This window comes from Nonomuraea sp. NPDC059007 (assembly GCF_042740555.1).
GTDB lineage: Bacteria > Actinomycetota > Actinomycetes > Streptosporangiales > Streptosporangiaceae > Nonomuraea.
In genome coordinates this window covers 283,432-297,892 of record NZ_JBHYJD010000011.1, presented here as the reverse complement: position 1 = coordinate 297,892, position 14,461 = coordinate 283,432, and the positions used below count along the sequence as shown (strand labels likewise).

The 14,461-nt window shown below is 69.9% G+C and carries 17 protein-coding genes; 10 read left to right on the top strand and 7 right to left on the bottom strand.

Translation table 11 applies throughout. The features are described from left to right. Positions 1-3: 3 nt before the first annotated feature. Both ACFWY5_RS21050 and ACFWY5_RS21045 read left to right on the top strand, forming a co-directional pair. Positions 4-522 (top strand): CGNR zinc finger domain-containing protein, encoded by a 519-nt coding sequence (locus ACFWY5_RS21050; RefSeq protein WP_379620248.1) that lies wholly within the window; start codon positions 4-6, stop codon positions 520-522. A 7-nt stretch (positions 523-529) separates the two neighbouring features. Continuing rightward, positions 530-1,825 (top strand): pyridoxal phosphate-dependent aminotransferase, encoded by a 1,296-nt coding sequence (locus ACFWY5_RS21045; RefSeq protein WP_379620250.1) that lies wholly within the window; start codon positions 530-532, stop codon positions 1,823-1,825. A 112-nt stretch (positions 1,826-1,937) separates the two neighbouring features. On the opposite strand, the gene ACFWY5_RS21040 is transcribed toward ACFWY5_RS21045, so the two are convergent. The 4 genes from ACFWY5_RS21040 to ACFWY5_RS21025 form a co-directional block, all read right to left on the bottom strand. Then, entirely contained in the window at positions 1,938-2,159 is a 222-nt protein-coding gene (locus ACFWY5_RS21040; RefSeq protein WP_379633759.1) for a hypothetical protein, read from the bottom strand. Continuing rightward, positions 2,066-2,287, bottom strand: a complete 222-nt coding sequence (locus ACFWY5_RS21035; RefSeq protein WP_379633731.1) for a hypothetical protein — start codon at positions 2,285-2,287, stop codon at positions 2,066-2,068. The genes ACFWY5_RS21040 and ACFWY5_RS21035 overlap by 94 nt, the downstream gene beginning before the upstream one ends. Before the next feature lie 28 nt (positions 2,288-2,315). Further along, positions 2,316-3,017, bottom strand: a complete 702-nt coding sequence (locus ACFWY5_RS21030; RefSeq protein WP_379633729.1) for a hypothetical protein — start codon at positions 3,015-3,017, stop codon at positions 2,316-2,318. 203 nt (positions 3,018-3,220) lie between these two features. Further along, entirely contained in the window at positions 3,221-3,448 is a 228-nt protein-coding gene (locus ACFWY5_RS21025) for a hypothetical protein (protein WP_379633727.1), read from the bottom strand. A gap of 90 nt (positions 3,449-3,538) precedes the next feature. Between ACFWY5_RS21025 and ACFWY5_RS21020 the strand changes: the two genes are divergently transcribed. From ACFWY5_RS21020 to ACFWY5_RS21010, 3 genes are all read left to right on the top strand, one after another. Continuing rightward, positions 3,539-3,850 carry a helix-turn-helix domain-containing protein gene (locus ACFWY5_RS21020; RefSeq protein ID WP_379633725.1) on the top strand — a complete coding sequence of 104 codons (312 nt, stop codon included), beginning with the start codon at positions 3,539-3,541 and terminating at the stop codon, positions 3,848-3,850. Between the two features lie 215 nt (positions 3,851-4,065). Continuing rightward, entirely contained in the window at positions 4,066-4,410 is a 345-nt protein-coding gene (locus tag ACFWY5_RS21015) for a hypothetical protein (protein ID WP_379633723.1), read from the top strand. 195 nt (positions 4,411-4,605) lie between these two features. Then, the gene (locus tag ACFWY5_RS21010; RefSeq protein ID WP_379633721.1) at positions 4,606-6,102 is read left to right on the top strand and encodes an MFS transporter; all 1,497 of its coding nucleotides are present in this window, start codon (positions 4,606-4,608) and stop codon (positions 6,100-6,102) included. A 79-nt stretch (positions 6,103-6,181) separates the two neighbouring features. On the opposite strand, the gene ACFWY5_RS21005 is transcribed toward ACFWY5_RS21010, so the two are convergent. Further along, complete coding sequence (locus ACFWY5_RS21005) at positions 6,182-7,138, bottom strand: helix-turn-helix transcriptional regulator (protein ID WP_379633719.1); 957 nt, start codon at positions 7,136-7,138, stop codon at positions 6,182-6,184. Between the two features lie 107 nt (positions 7,139-7,245). On the opposite strand from ACFWY5_RS21005, the gene ACFWY5_RS21000 reads away from it, so the two are divergent. After that, positions 7,246-8,178, top strand: coding sequence for an alpha/beta fold hydrolase (locus tag ACFWY5_RS21000; RefSeq protein ID WP_379633717.1), 933 nt, complete (start codon positions 7,246-7,248; stop codon positions 8,176-8,178). On the opposite strand, the gene rplK is transcribed toward ACFWY5_RS21000, so the two are convergent. Continuing rightward, positions 8,175-8,600, bottom strand: a complete 426-nt coding sequence (gene rplK, locus ACFWY5_RS20995; RefSeq protein ID WP_379608891.1) for a 50S ribosomal protein L11 — start codon at positions 8,598-8,600, stop codon at positions 8,175-8,177. The two genes, ACFWY5_RS21000 and rplK, sit on opposite strands and share 4 nt — an antisense overlap. Before the next feature lie 45 nt (positions 8,601-8,645). On the opposite strand from rplK, the gene ACFWY5_RS20990 reads away from it, so the two are divergent. Next, positions 8,646-9,533 (top strand): MerR family transcriptional regulator, encoded by an 888-nt coding sequence (locus tag ACFWY5_RS20990; protein WP_379633715.1) that lies wholly within the window; start codon positions 8,646-8,648, stop codon positions 9,531-9,533. Here ACFWY5_RS20990 and ACFWY5_RS20985 read toward each other — a convergent pair. Continuing rightward, positions 9,530-10,696 (bottom strand): MFS transporter, encoded by a 1,167-nt coding sequence (locus tag ACFWY5_RS20985; protein WP_379633713.1) that lies wholly within the window; start codon positions 10,694-10,696, stop codon positions 9,530-9,532. The two genes, ACFWY5_RS20990 and ACFWY5_RS20985, sit on opposite strands and share 4 nt — an antisense overlap. A 104-nt stretch (positions 10,697-10,800) precedes the next feature. Between ACFWY5_RS20985 and ACFWY5_RS20980 the strand changes: the two genes are divergently transcribed. Genes ACFWY5_RS20980 through ACFWY5_RS20970 form a run of 3 tightly spaced genes read left to right on the top strand, consistent with a single transcriptional unit; the run spans position 10,801 to position 14,398 of the window. Then, entirely contained in the window at positions 10,801-11,817 is a 1,017-nt protein-coding gene (locus tag ACFWY5_RS20980) for a cysteine synthase family protein (RefSeq protein ID WP_379633711.1), read from the top strand. Next, a complete protein-coding gene (gene argH / locus ACFWY5_RS20975; protein ID WP_379608895.1) occupies positions 11,814-13,205 on the top strand; it encodes an argininosuccinate lyase in 1,392 nt (463 codons plus the stop codon). Before ACFWY5_RS20980 ends, argH begins: the two co-directional genes overlap by 4 nt. Beyond that, positions 13,202-14,398, top strand: coding sequence for an ATP-grasp domain-containing protein (locus ACFWY5_RS20970; RefSeq protein ID WP_379633709.1), 1,197 nt, complete (start codon positions 13,202-13,204; stop codon positions 14,396-14,398). Before argH ends, ACFWY5_RS20970 begins: the two co-directional genes overlap by 4 nt. The last annotated feature ends 63 nt before the right edge of the window (positions 14,399-14,461 follow it).

Below are 14,461 nucleotides of genomic sequence, written 5' to 3'. Positions count from 1 at the left end.
CGCATGCTGTTCAGCCAAGACCTGATCCGCTCGCTGGCCACGGCGGTCGACCTGGTCAACACGCAGCTCGTCACCGTCGCCGACCTGGTCGCGCTCGTCGAGCGCCGCCAGGTCGGATACCCCGACGAGCTGACCGGGGCCGACCTCGAAGCCGTGCGCGGTTCGCGGGAGGAGTTCCACCACGTCTTCATCGCGCCCGACCAGGGCGTCGAGCGCCTCAACAGGCTGCTCGGGCGGACCAGGCTCACCCTGCGGCTGTCCGAGTACGACGGCCAGCGGCTGCGCCTGCAACACCACGCCGGGGAGGCGCCGGTGGCAGAACAACTCACCGCCGACTGCGGGCTCGCCCTCGCGTACCTGTTCGTCCACGGTGAGCAGACCCGGCTGCGGACGTGCGCCGCCGAAGGTTGCTCCCGGGTCTTCGTGGACGCCTCACGCAACCGCTGCCGGGTGTACTGCGACAGCCGTACCTGCGGAAACCGCGCCCACGCGGCGGCACACCGAGCACGTCGCCGGACCTAGGGACGATATGAGCGCCCATGCCTTCCCACCCTCGCCCAATCTGGCCCTCGACGAACTCGTCAACCACAGACGTCGGGCCGGGCAGCCGCTGATTCACCTGGGGTTCGGCGAATCACAGCTGCCCGTGCCCGACTTCCTCGCCGACCGGCTGCACGCCGGCGCGGCCAGGAACCGCTACGGCCAGATCGGCGGCGAACTCGACTGCCGTGAGGCCGCCGCCGGCTACTTCACCCGCCGGGGCCTGCGCACCCACGCCGACCAGGTTGTCATGGCTCCCGGCAGCAAACCCGTCCTGCTCGCCCTGATGGCGGCCCTGCCGGGAGCCGTCGTACTGCCCCGGCCCTGCTGGGTCACCTACGAGCCACAAGCACGGCTGTTCGCACGCGAGGTCGTCGGCGTGCCCGTGCCGCCCCAGTGCGGCGGAGTACCCGACCCGGACCGGCTCGTCCCCGCGTTGCGGGCGGCACGACGAGCCGGTCTGCGACCCCGATCCATCGTGCTCACCCTGCCCGACAACCCGACCGGCACACACGCGCCCGCCGCCGTCGTGCGCAGGCTGGCGGAGATCGCCGACGACTGGGACCTGCTGGTCATCTCCGACGAGATCTACCGCGACATCGTGCACCCGCCCGGCGACGGCATCACCAGCCCGGCGGAGTACGTCCCCGACCGGACCGTCGTCACCTCCGGCCTCAGCAAGAGCCTGGCGCTAGGGGGATGGCGGATCGGCTTCGCCCGCTTTCCCGACACGGTGGACGGCCTGGCGCTGCAGAGCCGGGTCATCGGTCTGGCCAGCGAGATCTGGTCGTCGCTGGCCGGGCCCATGCAGGAGGTGGCACGGTACGCACTGTCGGAACCACCGGAGCTGCGGCGGCACCTGGCGGCCAGCACCCGGCTGCACGGGGCGGTGGCGGCGGCGGTACACGAGGTGATGACAGAGGCAGGCGCGGCCGGCCGCCCGCCGACCGGAGGCTTCTACGTCTACCCGGACTTCTCCCCGATCCGCGGCAGACTGGCCAAGCTGGGAGTCCGAGACTCAGCCACCCTCGAACGCCACCTGCTGGATCGGCTGGGGGTGGCGGTACTGGGCGGCCACCACTTCGGCGACGACCCCAAGGCACTCCGCTTCCGCGCGGCGACCAGCATGTTGTACGGCGAGAGCGACGAGGAACGATGGCTGGCCCTGGAAAGCACAGACCCGGTGGCCTTGCCCCACATAGAACGCCTCCTGGACAACCTGAGCGAAGCCTTCTACACGTTGACCGGAGTATCCACGCGGTCCGCTGTAGCCGCGCTCCACTGAAAAGCATGGAGTTCCGCTCCACGCGTTCTTCCAGTCGAGCCGGGGGCTCGACCCCGCGCCGGACCTCGCTCCGCTCGGACTGCCTTCCAAAGCGCTTTCGCCCACAGGGTGATCAGCGGCGTGGGTGGAGCCGTTCAAGCCGATCGGTGTGAACGGCGTAGATGAACGGTCCGGGTGTGTCAGACGCGGCGAAGAGAGCGGCCTGGTTGGCGATCAACCGCTCGGCATATGCGGCAGAGGTCAGGTCTCCGCGGGTGATGACGAAGCAGCGGGCCTGATGTTCGACGACCGCTTCGATCTCGGCCTGGCGGTAGCGGAAGCGCTCGTCTTCCATCTGCCTGGTTGGACGCTTTCTTCGATCCAGCCTGTGTCGGAGTCGCTCTCGTCTTCGGGCACACCATAATGCTCGGCGAGTGTGATGAGATCCCAACCAGCAGCGCGGAGCAAGCCGGGAACGGCCACTCGTCCCAGGCTGCGGTCGACGAAGAACTTACGCGGCTGTTCGGGTGGCGACACGGATGACGTCTTCGACCTCTTCCCTGCTCAGACCAAACTCTTCAGCAACGAGGTCGACGGGCTCTCCGGCTTGGAAGAGATCGATGAGGTCTTCCAGTTTGGCGCCGCCGCGCACGAGCCGGGGACGGCCGAAAGCGTGGTCGGCGTCGACGCTCACATCGGCGACGCGATACTGCGGGAGCGTGATGCCCTGGGCGTAGCCGTCGGCGGCGAAGTCGATCCGACGTAGATAGTTGGCCACGACCTCGGCGAAGACTCGCTGGTTGTTGCGGACGACGACCAGTTCTCGCGCCGAGTCATCGCCAACATGCTCGGCGTAGTCATAGAGAACCTCGGCACCGTCGGTGAAGAGCCGGCGGCTCGCCAAGGCGTGTTCGAGACCCAACTCGCGCTGAAGTTCGTCGATGGCGGGACGGATCCGTTGGAGTGGAACGCCCGCCTGCCGGAAGGCGGCCAGCGCATAGCCCTCAGCCAAACCGATGAACGGCACGGACGCCTCGTGAACGCGGTCAGGCCGCCTGGCCGTGATCACGGGCCTGGCATGAACGGTCTGGCCGTCACGCCGGCGTCGCTGATAGCCGAAGGCCCAGCTGGCGAAGGTTGATGAGGGTACGGAGAGGTAGTTCGCCGCCTCGGCTATGCCGTACAGCGGTGTCGTGAACCGGTCGATCGCCATGCCCACCCCCCCGATCGCCTCTCATGATGCTGCATACCCGGCGGGTGTGTCCTGACTCCGCGCGAAACCCGATCTCTGATTCTACTGATCAGCCTGGCGCGATCCCGGCCTTCTAGCTGATTTCATGGCGATCACGATGGGCTGGTGTTGGCACTGGGCGTAGGAAGCTTCTCAGCTCATCACGGCCGCCAGGCTCGGATCGTCTATCTGGCGTGTTCGCCGCCCGACAGCAGCCGGTTCAGTGCGGTGTTCACGAGGTCGCCGAGGGCGTGCAGGTCGGTGATCAGCCGTTGGCGCTCTCGCTGTTCCCACTCCATGATCGTCTGTTCGATGGTGCGGTGGTTTCTGCCCAAGGTCAGGACCACGATTCGGCCTTGGTAGGTGCGACGAGCGACGGTATTACCCACGATGTTCCACGTGTCCGCGGACATGGTCTCTCCTCGACGGGTGGTGGGCAGCGGTGTTGAGAGCCATGCTGGAGAGCCGTTTCGGTGGGGCCACTTAGAGGATTGCGCAGAGCAATGGGGCGATGGATTCGCTTTGTTCTCGGCTATACGCTCAAAAACGTGGAAGTGCGCACGCTCCCCGCCGCTCTGAAGGCGATCATGGAACAGCGCCGATGGACCCAAGCTCAACTGGCCGAAGCGCTTGGGGTATCTCAGACGTGGGTTTCTCATGTGTCCAGAGGAATGCGGGACACGACCATGGGGAAGGCGATAGAGCTGCTTTCCCGGGTCGGCTGGCAGGTGCGGATATCCCCGGAAGTGGAGGAGCCGGTGGAGCGTCGAGAATTTCTGACCGCTGCGGGCAGGCGCGGGCCTTTGATGCTTTGAGCCGCGTCTGTCTTGAGCGGGGGGATCACGCGAGGGGAGCTGTTTTCGCGCGGAAGGGTCTGGGGCTGCGGGATCTTTCCGGAAGCAGGGTCGCTTCGCTGAATATGCGGCTGGGGCGCTGTCTGGCCGCTGTTCCCGGGCGTGCGGACGAGGCGAGAGCGGCTCTGGATCGGGCTTTGAGTGTGAGCGGGCTGGGGCCCTTCGCAGCCGCGGCCATGGCCGGAGACGTGGCCATCGGGATGGGGCAGCTGGATCGGTTCGACGAGGCCAACCGGCTGCTTGGAGACGCGGCGGAGCGGATCGGGCAGTGGTCGCCGTTGTTTCGCGCTCAGTATCTCGGCAGGCAGATAATCACGACGCTTCGCTCCGGCGACGTGGAGTTCGCCGGTGACCGGATGAACGAGCTGGCGCGGGCCATTCCCTTTGTCTCTTCCGCGAGGGTGAACAGCCGGGTGGTGGAGATTCTGGACGCGTCGGCCAGATGGGGCCGGGTTCAGGGAATGCGGGCTGCTCGTGAACAGCTTGCCGCCATGCGGGTACCGGTCGCTCGATCCACCTGACGTAGCGTCGGTCTCTCATCTTGGCTACGAACGCGCCCGACGCCATTCGACACCCCCGGAGGGAGAAGGTGTTGAATGCGTCACTCGGCTGGCCGGGCATGCCGGGCGCTTCCTGGTGTCCTACCTTCAGGGCACGCGGCTTACCTGCGGGTACGTCCTTACTTTGAGTAAGCCCGGCTCCTAGGGTCTGGGGCCATGCCTGACACATCCAAAACGGGGTGGAAGCCGTGGGCGGGGCTTGCCGTCCTCGCGCTCCCCGCCATGCTCGTGATGATCGACATGAGCGTGTTGCACCTGGCCATGCCGCGCCTGAGCGCCGATCTCGATCCCAGCGCCTCCCAACTGCTCTGGATCACCGACATCTACGGCTTCCTCATCGCCGGCGCGCTGATCCCCATGGGCGCCCTGGGTGACCGGATCGGGCGGCGGCGGGTTCTGCTCGTCGAGGCGGCCACGTTCGGGATCGCCTCCGTGCTGGCCGCCTACGCGCCCACCGCCGAGACCCTGATCGCCGCCCGCGCGCTGCTCGGTCTCGCCGGGGCGGCGCTGGGCCCGTCCACCCTGTCGCTGATCAGCGTCATGTTCCACGACCCACGGCAGCGTACGACGGCGATCACCGTCTGGATGGCCAGCTTCATGGCGGGCGGGGCCGTGGGCCCGCTGGTGGGTGGCGTGATGCTGGAGTACTTCTGGTGGGGGTCGGTGTTCCTGGCGGCGGTGCCGGTCATGGTGCTGCTGGTGGTACTCGGGCCGATCCTGCTGCCCGAGTACCGCGACCCCCGGCCCGCCCGGCTGGACCTGCCCAGCGCGGTGATGTCGCTGACGGCGGCCCTGGCGGTGGTGTACGGCATCAAGGAGATGGCCAAGGACGGCTTCGCGCCGGTGCCCACGGCCGCCGTTGTGCTGGGGCTGGTCGCCGGGGTCGCGTTCGTACGGCGGCAGCGGCGGCTGGCCGATCCGGTGCTGGACGTGTCGTTGTTCGCCAGCCGGGCCTTCACCGTTTCGCTGGGCACCCTGACCATCACCGTGATCTTCATGCTGGGCACGCAGTTCCTCATGGCCCAGTACATGCAGATGGTGCTGGGGCTGTCCCCGCTCAGGGCCGGGCTGTGGGGGCTGCCCCTGGTCATCGCGGGGACCGTCGCGATCTTCGTCGCGTCGGCGCTCGCGGGGAGGATCCACCGTGCCTACATCTTCGGGACCGGGCTGGTCGTCGCCGCCGCCGGGTTCGCCGTGCTCACCCAGGCGGACGCGTCGGCCGGGCTGCCGGTGGTCGTGACCGGGTCGGTGCTGCTGTTCGCGGGGCTCATGCCGGTGTCGGGGCTGGGCATCGACATGATCGTGGGTGCCGCTCCGCCCCCGCAGGCAGGAGCGGCCGCCGCCGCGGGGGAGACCACCCAGGAACTGGGCGGCGCCCTGGGGATCGCCCTTCTCGGCAGCCTGGTCAACGCCGTCTTCCACGGCCGCATGACGGAGGCCGCCCCCGGCCACCTGCCGGCCGCCGCGGAAACGCTGCCGGCCGCCCTGGCCGTGGCCCGGTCGCTTCCCGGGCCGCCCGGCGACGAGCTCGTCGCCTTCGCCCGGGACGCGTTCGCCGACGGGTTGCGGCTGACCTCGGCCATCGCCGTCCCCGTCCTGCTCGGGCTGGCCGTAGTGGTGGTGTTCCTCCTCAGGAAGGTAGAGCGGACCTAGAGCCTTCGCGCGCCGGTACGGCCATGGGTTACCTGAGCCTCACGCTCCTGTGGTCGTTCGACGAGCGCTCGTGCCGGTCTCAGCCGTATCGCTCGACGAGCGCGTTGCCGATCGAGGCCAGGTGGTCCCGCACACTTGCGGGGCCGGTCACCTCAAGCCATTCGATCAGCCCGGAAAGCTCGCCGGCGAGCGTGTACTCGTCGTGGCCGCGGATCACGACCTCGACGCGGCCGTCGGTCGTGGAACCGCCCACGTCGAGCCGGCCGCCGAACCCTATCCGGAGCGGGCCGATCCCTTGGGGCGCGCAGAGCGCCTGGATCTCGAAGGGCGTTCGCTTGCGGTCGACCTCGTCGGCGATCTCGCGCCAGCTCTCGGCAAGGTCGAAGTCCTCGGGACGGCGCACGGGATCGCCGGTCGGCTCGGCGGACGACACACGATCGATCCGGAAGGTTCGCCGGCCGGCCTCGGTGTGGGAGACGAGGTACCACGACGGACCTTTGGCGACGATGCCCAGCGGGTGGACGGTTCTCTCGGATTCGGCGCCTTCGCGGTCGACGTAGCCGAGCCGCACCTGGACGCCGCGGATCACCGCGTCCTGGAGTTCGTCGAGGAAGCGGGGTGGTCGGTGCTCGACCCGTCTGGCCCCCCATCGTCGCGGGTCCATGACCAACGAGGACGCCGCCGCCTCGGCCTGCGCCCGGAAGGGTTCCGGCAGCGCGTGGACGAGCTTGCGCAGAGCCGCTTTCACGGCGGGCGTCGCGGCCGAGGCCGGGCCGGCGACCAGGAACAGGGCGCGGGCCTCACTCGCGGTCAACCCGGACAGGTCGGTACGGGCGCCGCCCACGAGACGCCAGCCGCCGCCTCTGCCCTGCATGGAGTAGAGGGGCACCCCGGCCATGGCCAGGGCGTCGAGGTCGCGGCGCGCGGTGCGCTCGGAGACCTCCAGTTCCCTGGCGACCTCCGCTGCCGTCACGTGCTCGCGCCGTTGCAGCAGGAGGAGGACGGCCACCAGCCGGTCGGTTCGCACAACGTCCACGGTTCCACATCAAACCGGTCGTGGGGTGACCGGTTTCGGTCGGCAACATGTCACACACACGAGCGAACGCCCCTCAGGGGTCGTCGCAAAGAAAGAGAGGAAATGCCATGTTCAATCCAGCTGATTTCCCCGAGCCCACCCTCATCTCGGTCAACGGTGTGGAACTCGAAGTCTTCGAAGCGGGCCGGCCGAATGCGGGAAAGCCCATTGTGCTCTGCCACGGCTGGCCGGAGCATGCCTTTTCCTGGCGCCATCAGCTGCCCGCCCTCGCGGCGGCCGGCTACCATGTCATCGTCCCGAACCAGCGAGGCTATGGCAACTCGTCCCGTCCGGCCGAAGTGGTGGACTATGACATCGAACATTTGTCAGGCGATCTCATCGCACTACTCGATCACTACGGATACGAAGATGCCGTCTTCGTCGGTCATGATTGGGGAGCGGCAGTCGTCTGGGGACTGACCCTGTTGCATCCCGGCCGGGTGAACAAAGTGATCAACCTGAGCCTGCCGTACCTCGAACGCGGAGACAAGCCCTGGGTCGAAGTCATGGAGGACACGCTCGACGGCGACTTCTATTTCGTCCACTTCAATCGGCGGCCAGGCGTAGCTGACGCCGTGTTCGACGACAACACATCCCGGTTCCTTCGCAACCTGTACCGGAAGAACGAGCAGCAGCCGGGTATGGCATTGATCGATCTCGCCAGGGCGGAGACGCCACTCGGTGAGCCCGTGATGAGCGACGGCGAACTGGCCGTCTTCGTCTCCGCCTTCGAGTCGACGGGGTTCACCGGCAGTATCAATTGGTACCGGAACCTTGACCGCAACTGGCGCTTGCTGGCGGACGTGAACCCCATCATCCAACAGCCCACGCTCATGATCTATGGCGACCGGGATCTGGTCTCGAAGTCCGAAAGGCTGGCGGATTTCGTGCCGAACGTGGAGGTGGTCAGCCTGGATTGCGGTCACTGGATCCAGCAAGAAAAGCCGGAAGAAACAACGCAGGCGATTCTTGAGTGGCTGAAGCACCCGCGACGCCGCTAGTCGCGGACTGTGAGGCCCATGGAGCGGGCCGTACCCGCGATGATCTTCTCGGCCTGGTCGAGGTCGGCGGTGTTGAGGTCGGGGAGCTTCGCCTGGGCGACCTCGCGGAGCTGGGCGCGGGTGATCGAGCCGCCGTTCACGTGTCCCGGGCGCGGGCTGCCGCCGTCGAGGCCGGTGACGCGGCGGATCAACGAGGCGGTGGTCGGCTGCTTGGTGGCGAACTCGAACGACCGGTCCTCGTAGACGGTGATGACCGCGGGGATCACGAAGCCGCGCCGGTCCTGGGTCTGCGCGTTGTACTGCCGGCAGAACTCCATGAGGTTGATGCCGAGCGGGCCGAGGTCCTTGCCGACGCTCGCTGGGTTCGCCCCGCCGGCCTCCAGGTGCATGGTGACGACTCTGGTCACCTTGTTCTTCGCCATGTCGGGTACGCTAAAGTCTCCAGCAACTGGAGACTCAAGGGAATTATGACCTACACGATCGGCCGCCTGGCGAAGCTGACCGGCATGCCGGTGAAGACGATCCGCTTCTACTCCGACTCGGGGGTGCTGCCCGAGCGGGAGCGGACCGCCTCCGGCTACCGGATCTACGGGGACGAGGACCGGGCCCGCCTGGAGCTGATCCGAACGCTGAGGGAGATCGGGGTCGACCTGGCCACGATCCGCTCGCTCGGCGACCGCCGGTTGAGAAACGTGCTCGACCTGCACCTCAAGGCGGTCGAGACCCAGCTCAAGTCGCTCCAGCGGACCAGGGCGGTGCTCAGGGCGACGCTCGGCAGGGACGGCGATCCGGCCGAGGACGATCTGCGCAGGCTGCACGCGCTCAGCCGGGTCGGGACGGCGGAGATGGAGCTGCTGCTCGACGAGTTCGTCGACGAGGTGGGCGGCGGCATCGAGGCCCGGCACGAGTGGCTGGCCAACCTGCGCGAGTGCATGCTTCCCGAACTGCCCGAGGAGCCGACCACCGTCCAGCTCGACGCCTGGCTGGAACTCGCGGACCTGCTCGCCGACGAGGACTACCGGGAGAGCCTGCGCCGCCAGAGCAAGGACTTCTGGGAGGGAGACATCGACCTCGAGGCCTGGCAGGAGGCGAACGCCCAGCTCATGCGGGAGGCGCTGGCCGCGGCGCAGGGCGGCGTCGAGCCCGGCTCGCCCGAGTCGGCGGTGGTTCTCGAGCGGATCCTGGCGGCCATGGGGCAGAGCCGGGAGGAGATGCTGCGCGCGTTCGACGAGCACGATCCGCGGGCGGCCAGGTTGTGGGAGCTGGTGTCGATCATCCAGGAGACCCCCTGGCCGGCGGAGCAGACGATCGCCTACGGCTGGCTCGAGTCCACGCTCCGCAAGCTGGAAGGCTAGGTGTCGAGGGCGCGTACGCAGGTCAGGCCGGTCAGCGCGACGACGGCCATGACGGCGAACAGGGGGCGCAGGCCGATCTGCTGGGCGAGCAGGCCGCCCACGAGAGCCCCCAGCGGCATCGTGCCCCACGCGATCAGCCGGTAGCAGCTGTTGACCCGGCCCAGCATCGCGTCCGGGGTGATGCGCTGGCGTAGCGAGACCATGACCACGTTGGCCACCACGATGCCGATCCCGCCGACGAAGAAGCCCACGCCGACGAGGTACGGGCTGGTGGTGACCGCGGGGACGCCGATGAGCACCGCGCCGGCCGGCAAGGCCACGAAGAGTGTCCGGGTACGGCCCAGCCGCCGCTCCAGCCAGGCGCCGGTCAGCGAGCCCACCAGGCTGCCCGCGGCGATGGTGCCCAGGAGCAGGCCGTACCCGGCTTCCGGCAGGCGCATCGGGCCCGTGGCGTACAGGACGAGGACGGCCGTCGTGGCGTTGCTCGCGAAGTTGAACAGGCCGGTCAGCGCCGCCAGCCGGCGCAGCACCTTCTGCCGCCACAGGTAGCGCAGCCCAGCCGCGATGTCGGCGCGCAGGGTGGCGGGTTCGGCGCGGTCGACGCGGTAGGAGCCGCGCACGAGGAACAGGGCGGCGACGGCCAGCAGCCACAGGGCGGCGGGGGTGGCGAAGGCGAGCGCCGCCGCGGCCGCCGCCAGCAGGCCGGCGAGTGGCGGGCCGATGAACTGGTTCGCGGTCAGTTCGGCGGCGAAGAGGCGGCCGTTGGCCTGGGTGAGGCGCTCGCGGGGGACGATCTGGGGGACGATCGACTGGGCCGCGGTGTCGTAGACGGTCTCGGCGGTGCCGATGAGGAAGGCGGCGCCGTACAGGATCCAGATGGAGCCCCAGCCGAGCAGGACGGCGGCGGTCACGGCGGCGAGGAGCGCGGCGCGCGTCACGTTGGCGGCGAGCATGGCGCGGCGGCGGTCGAGGCGGTCGACGAGCGCGCCCGCCGGCAGCGCGCACAGGAGCCAGGGCAGGGTGACGGCGACGGCGAGGCCGGCCACGAGCGGCGGGGAGCGGGTGAACTGGACCGCGACCAGGGGCAGCGCGACCTTGAGTATGCCGTCGGCGAGGTTGGACAGGCCGGATGAGGTCCACAGCTGCCAGTAGGCGCGCGACATCGGTGCAGGGTTTCACGTAGATCGCCGGTCGTGCAATGGCCAGGCGATAGGGCGGCAATAGCGACATTTGGCGTAGTGGCCTCATCACGGGATGGAGGCCGGCCTTGACAGAAGCGACTGCGGCATACCAGAACCCCCGCCTGGTACGACTGGGACCGAACCTGTGGGCTGCGTGCTTCACGCTGATGAAGCTCATCCCGGCGCGCTACATCCTGCGCCGGGCCGCCGAGCAGGGACTGCTGACGCCGGACACGGTGATCGTGGAGACCACCTCCGGCACGTTCGGGCTGGCGCTGGCCATGCAGGCGGTGCACCTCGACCGCCGCCTCGTGCTGGTCAGCGATCCGGCGATCGACGAGCGGCTGTACCGGCGGCTCACGGACCTGGGCGCGGTCGTGGACCGGGTGCCCAAGGAGGCGGGCGACGGGCCCGGCGGGTTCCAGACGGCTCGGCTCAACCGGCTCGCCGAGGTACGCGCGGAGCTGGAGCACTCCTTCTGCCCGGAGCAGTACACGAACCCGGACAACCCACGCTCCTACGCGATCGTCTCCGAGCTGCTGCGCGAACGGCTGGGCCGGGTCGACTGCGTGGTCGGGCCGGTGGGCTCGGGCGGCTCGATGTGCGGGACCGTCACCCACCTGCGCCGCACCGACCCGCACTGCCGCGCCATCGGCGTGGACACCCACGGCAGCGTGCTGTTCGGCCAGCCCGAGGGACACCGGGAGCTGCGCGGGCTCGGCATGAGCGTGCTGCCGGCCAACCTCGACCACAGCGTCTTCGACGACGTGCACTGGTGCTCGGCTGCCGCCGCCTACCAGGCCACCCGCGAACTGCACCGGAGCCACGCCCTGTTCATGGGCCCGACCAGCGGCGCCGCGTACCTGGCCGCGCGCTGGTGGGCGCAGCAGAACCCGGAGGCGGTCACGGTGGTGATGATGCCGGACGAGGGCTACCGCTACCAGGACACCGTCTACGACGACGCCTGGCTGGCCGAGCACCGCCACGACCGGCTGCTCCTGCCCGCCGAACCCAAGATCGTCGACGTGGCCGCCGCGGCGGACGCCGCCTGGACCGGGTTCGCCTGGGGACGGCGTTCCTACGGCGAGGTCGTGGGACCGTGAACAACGACGCCGGGCGCATCCTCGGCGAGCTCGGACTAAGGACCAGGCAGGTCGTGTACGGCGCCGCCGCCCCCGACGAGCTCCCGATGATCATGAAGGTGGACCGGGCCCACCTGGTGATGCTCGCCGAGCGGCGGCTCATCGGCAGGAAGGCGGCCGCGGCCCTGCTGCGCTGCCTGGAGGACCTGACCCCCGGCGACCTGAGCGGGCGCCCGGCCCCCCGCGGCACCTACCTCATGTACGAGGGATACCTGATCGAGCGGCTCGGCCCCGACGTCGGCGGCGTCCTGCAGACCGGCCGCTCGCGCAACGACCTCAAGGCCACCATCACCTCACTCCGGTGCCGCGCCTGGCTGCTGGACTTCGCCGAGCAGGCCATCCGCCTGGAGGCGATCCTGCTGGCGCGGGCCCGCGCCCACCAGCCGGTGGTCATGCCGGTGTACACGCACTTCCAGGCGGCCATGCCGATCACGTACGGCTACTACCTCCTGGGAGTGGCGCGGGCGGTGGGCAGGGAGATCGACGCGCTGGCGGCCGCGGCAGGCGGGCTGCACATCTGCCCTCTCGGGGCCTGCGCCGTCGCCGGTACGGACCTGCCCATCGACCCGTCGCGCACCGCGAGCCTGCTCGGCTACATCGACGCCGCCCGGCACGCGCTCGACGCCGTCGCCAGCCGGGACGCCGTGCTGCGCATGCTGGCATCGGCCGCCGCGCTGAGCGTCGTGCTCAGCAGGCTGGCCACCGACCTGCAGCTGTGGAGCACGGCCGAGTTCGGCTTCATCGCCTTCCCCGACCGGCTGGTGGGAGGCAGCTCCGCCATGCCGCAAAAGCGCAACGCCTTCCTGCTGGAACACCTCAAGGCCAAGCCGGGACGGGCGATCGCCGCCTGGGCCGGGGCGGCGTCGGCCATGGCGGCGACGCCGTTCACCAACACGATCGAGGTCGGCACCGAGGCCATGGAGTGCGTCTGGCCGGGGCTGGCCGCCGTCGAGCAGGCGGTGCAGCTCGCCCAGGTCGTGGTCGGCGGGGCCAGGCCCAACGCCGACCGGATGGCCGAGCGGGCCGCGGGCGGCTTCACGACCGCGACCGCGCTGGCCAACCGGATGGTCCGCGACGGCGTGCCGTTCCGCACCGCGCACCGCGAGGTCGGCGCGGCGGTGCGCGCGGCGCTCGACGCGGGCGCCACCTCGCTGGCGGACCTCGACCTCGCCCAGGTCGTCCGCGAGCAGGCCTACGGCGGCGGGCCGGGCGCCTTCGCCGAGCCCTACCAGCGTGCCTACGCCTCCTGGGTCCGCCACCGCCGGTGGTGCCTGGACTGGCGCGACTCGCAGGCCGAGGCCGACGCCGCGCTGGCGACGGCCGTGACGAGCGTGATGGAGCAGGCATGAGCTGGTTCGTGCTCGTCGAGAGCAACACCACCGGGTCCGGGCGGGTGTTCTGCGAACGCGCCCGCGAACTGGGACTGCGGCCGGTCGTCCTGGCCCGCGACCCCGCCCGCTACCCCTACGTCGCCGCCGACGGCATCGCGGCCAGGCAGATCGACACCGGCGACCCCGCGGTCGTGCTGGCCGCCTGCCGCCGGCTCGGCGGCCGGGTCGCGGGGGTGACCAGCAGCTCCGAATACCACATCGCGACCGCGGCCGAGGTGGCCAGACGCCTCGGCCTGCCGCACCCCGACCCCGGCGCCATCCGCGCCTGCCGCGACAAGGCGGTCCAGCGGGCCGTGCTGCGCGAGGCCGGGGTGCCGAGCGCCGCCTTCGCGCCCGCCCGCACCCCCGGCACCGCCGTCGCGGCCGCCCAGCGCATCGGCTTCCCCGTCGTCGTCAAACCCGTCGCCGGATCGGGCTCGGTCGCCACCCGCCTGTGCCGCGACGCCGCCGAGGTCGAGGCGGCCACCCACCACGTCCTGAACACCGACGGGCTGCCGCCGCAGAGCGCGGTCATGGTCGAGGAATACCTGCGCGGCGCCGAATACTCGGTCGAGACCTTCGACGACCAGGTGGTCGGCGTCACGCGCAAGCACCTCGGCGCGGAGCCGTACTTCGTGGAGGTCGGGCACGACTTCCCCGCGCCGCTCGACCCGGCCGCGCGCGCCGCGGCGGGCGAGCTCGCGCACGCGGCGCTGAAGGCGCTGGAGCTGTGCTGGGGTCCCGCCCACGTCGAGATCCGGTACGGCGCCGCCGGCGCGCGCATCGTCGAGGTCAACCCCCGGCTGGCCGGCGGCATGATCCCGCGCATGGTCGAGGAGGCCACCGGGATCGACCTCATCCGGCACACGGTGGCCAAGGCCGCCGGCCGCGACGAACCCCTGCGGGCCACCCGGGACCGCGCGGCCTCGATCCGGTTCCTGGTGGCCGGCGAGGAAGGCACGTTGACCGCGATCGACGGGACCAAGGACGCCGGCCGCGTGCCCGGAGTGGTCGAGGTGGGCCTCACCCGCGAGCCCGGCCAGTACCTGGTGCTGCGCCGCTCGTTCCAGGACCGGCTCTGCTACGTGATCGCGGCCGCCGACACCGGCGCCGCCGCGGCCAGGGCCGCCACGACAGGACTTCACGCACTGAAAGCACGCATCACGACATGAGCGCGATAGGGCGCCGATAGGGAGACGAAGGGCGGTCCGACCACCGTGAAAACAGCGAACGGA

Excerpts from the sequence above, each read along its gene's own strand:
- ACFWY5_RS21050 (WP_379620248.1), top strand. The coding sequence starts at position 4 with ATGCTGTTCAGCCAAGACCTGATCCGCTCGCTGGCCACGGCGGTCGAC.
- ACFWY5_RS20990 (WP_379633715.1), top strand. The coding sequence starts at position 8,646 with ATGACCTACACGATCGGCCGCCTGGCGAAGCTGACCGGCATGCCGGTG.
- ACFWY5_RS21000 (WP_379633717.1), top strand. The coding sequence starts at position 7,246 with ATGTTCAATCCAGCTGATTTCCCCGAGCCCACCCTCATCTCGGTCAAC.
- ACFWY5_RS20985 (WP_379633713.1), bottom strand. The coding sequence starts at position 10,696 with ATGTCGCGCGCCTACTGGCAGCTGTGGACCTCATCCGGCCTGTCCAAC.
- ACFWY5_RS21020 (WP_379633725.1), top strand. The coding sequence starts at position 3,539 with ATGGGGCGATGGATTCGCTTTGTTCTCGGCTATACGCTCAAAAACGTG.
- ACFWY5_RS21010 (WP_379633721.1), top strand. The coding sequence starts at position 4,606 with ATGCCTGACACATCCAAAACGGGGTGGAAGCCGTGGGCGGGGCTTGCC.
- ACFWY5_RS21040 (WP_379633759.1), bottom strand. The coding sequence starts at position 2,159 with ATGGAAGACGAGCGCTTCCGCTACCGCCAGGCCGAGATCGAAGCGGTC.
- rplK (WP_379608891.1), bottom strand. The coding sequence starts at position 8,600 with ATGGCGAAGAACAAGGTGACCAGAGTCGTCACCATGCACCTGGAGGCC.
- ACFWY5_RS21045 (WP_379620250.1), top strand. The coding sequence starts at position 530 with ATGAGCGCCCATGCCTTCCCACCCTCGCCCAATCTGGCCCTCGACGAA.
- ACFWY5_RS21015 (WP_379633723.1), top strand. The coding sequence starts at position 4,066 with ATGGCCGGAGACGTGGCCATCGGGATGGGGCAGCTGGATCGGTTCGAC.
- ACFWY5_RS20970 (WP_379633709.1), top strand. The coding sequence starts at position 13,202 with ATGAGCTGGTTCGTGCTCGTCGAGAGCAACACCACCGGGTCCGGGCGG.
- ACFWY5_RS21030 (WP_379633729.1), bottom strand. The coding sequence starts at position 3,017 with ATGGCGATCGACCGGTTCACGACACCGCTGTACGGCATAGCCGAGGCG.
- ACFWY5_RS21025 (WP_379633727.1), bottom strand. The coding sequence starts at position 3,448 with ATGTCCGCGGACACGTGGAACATCGTGGGTAATACCGTCGCTCGTCGC.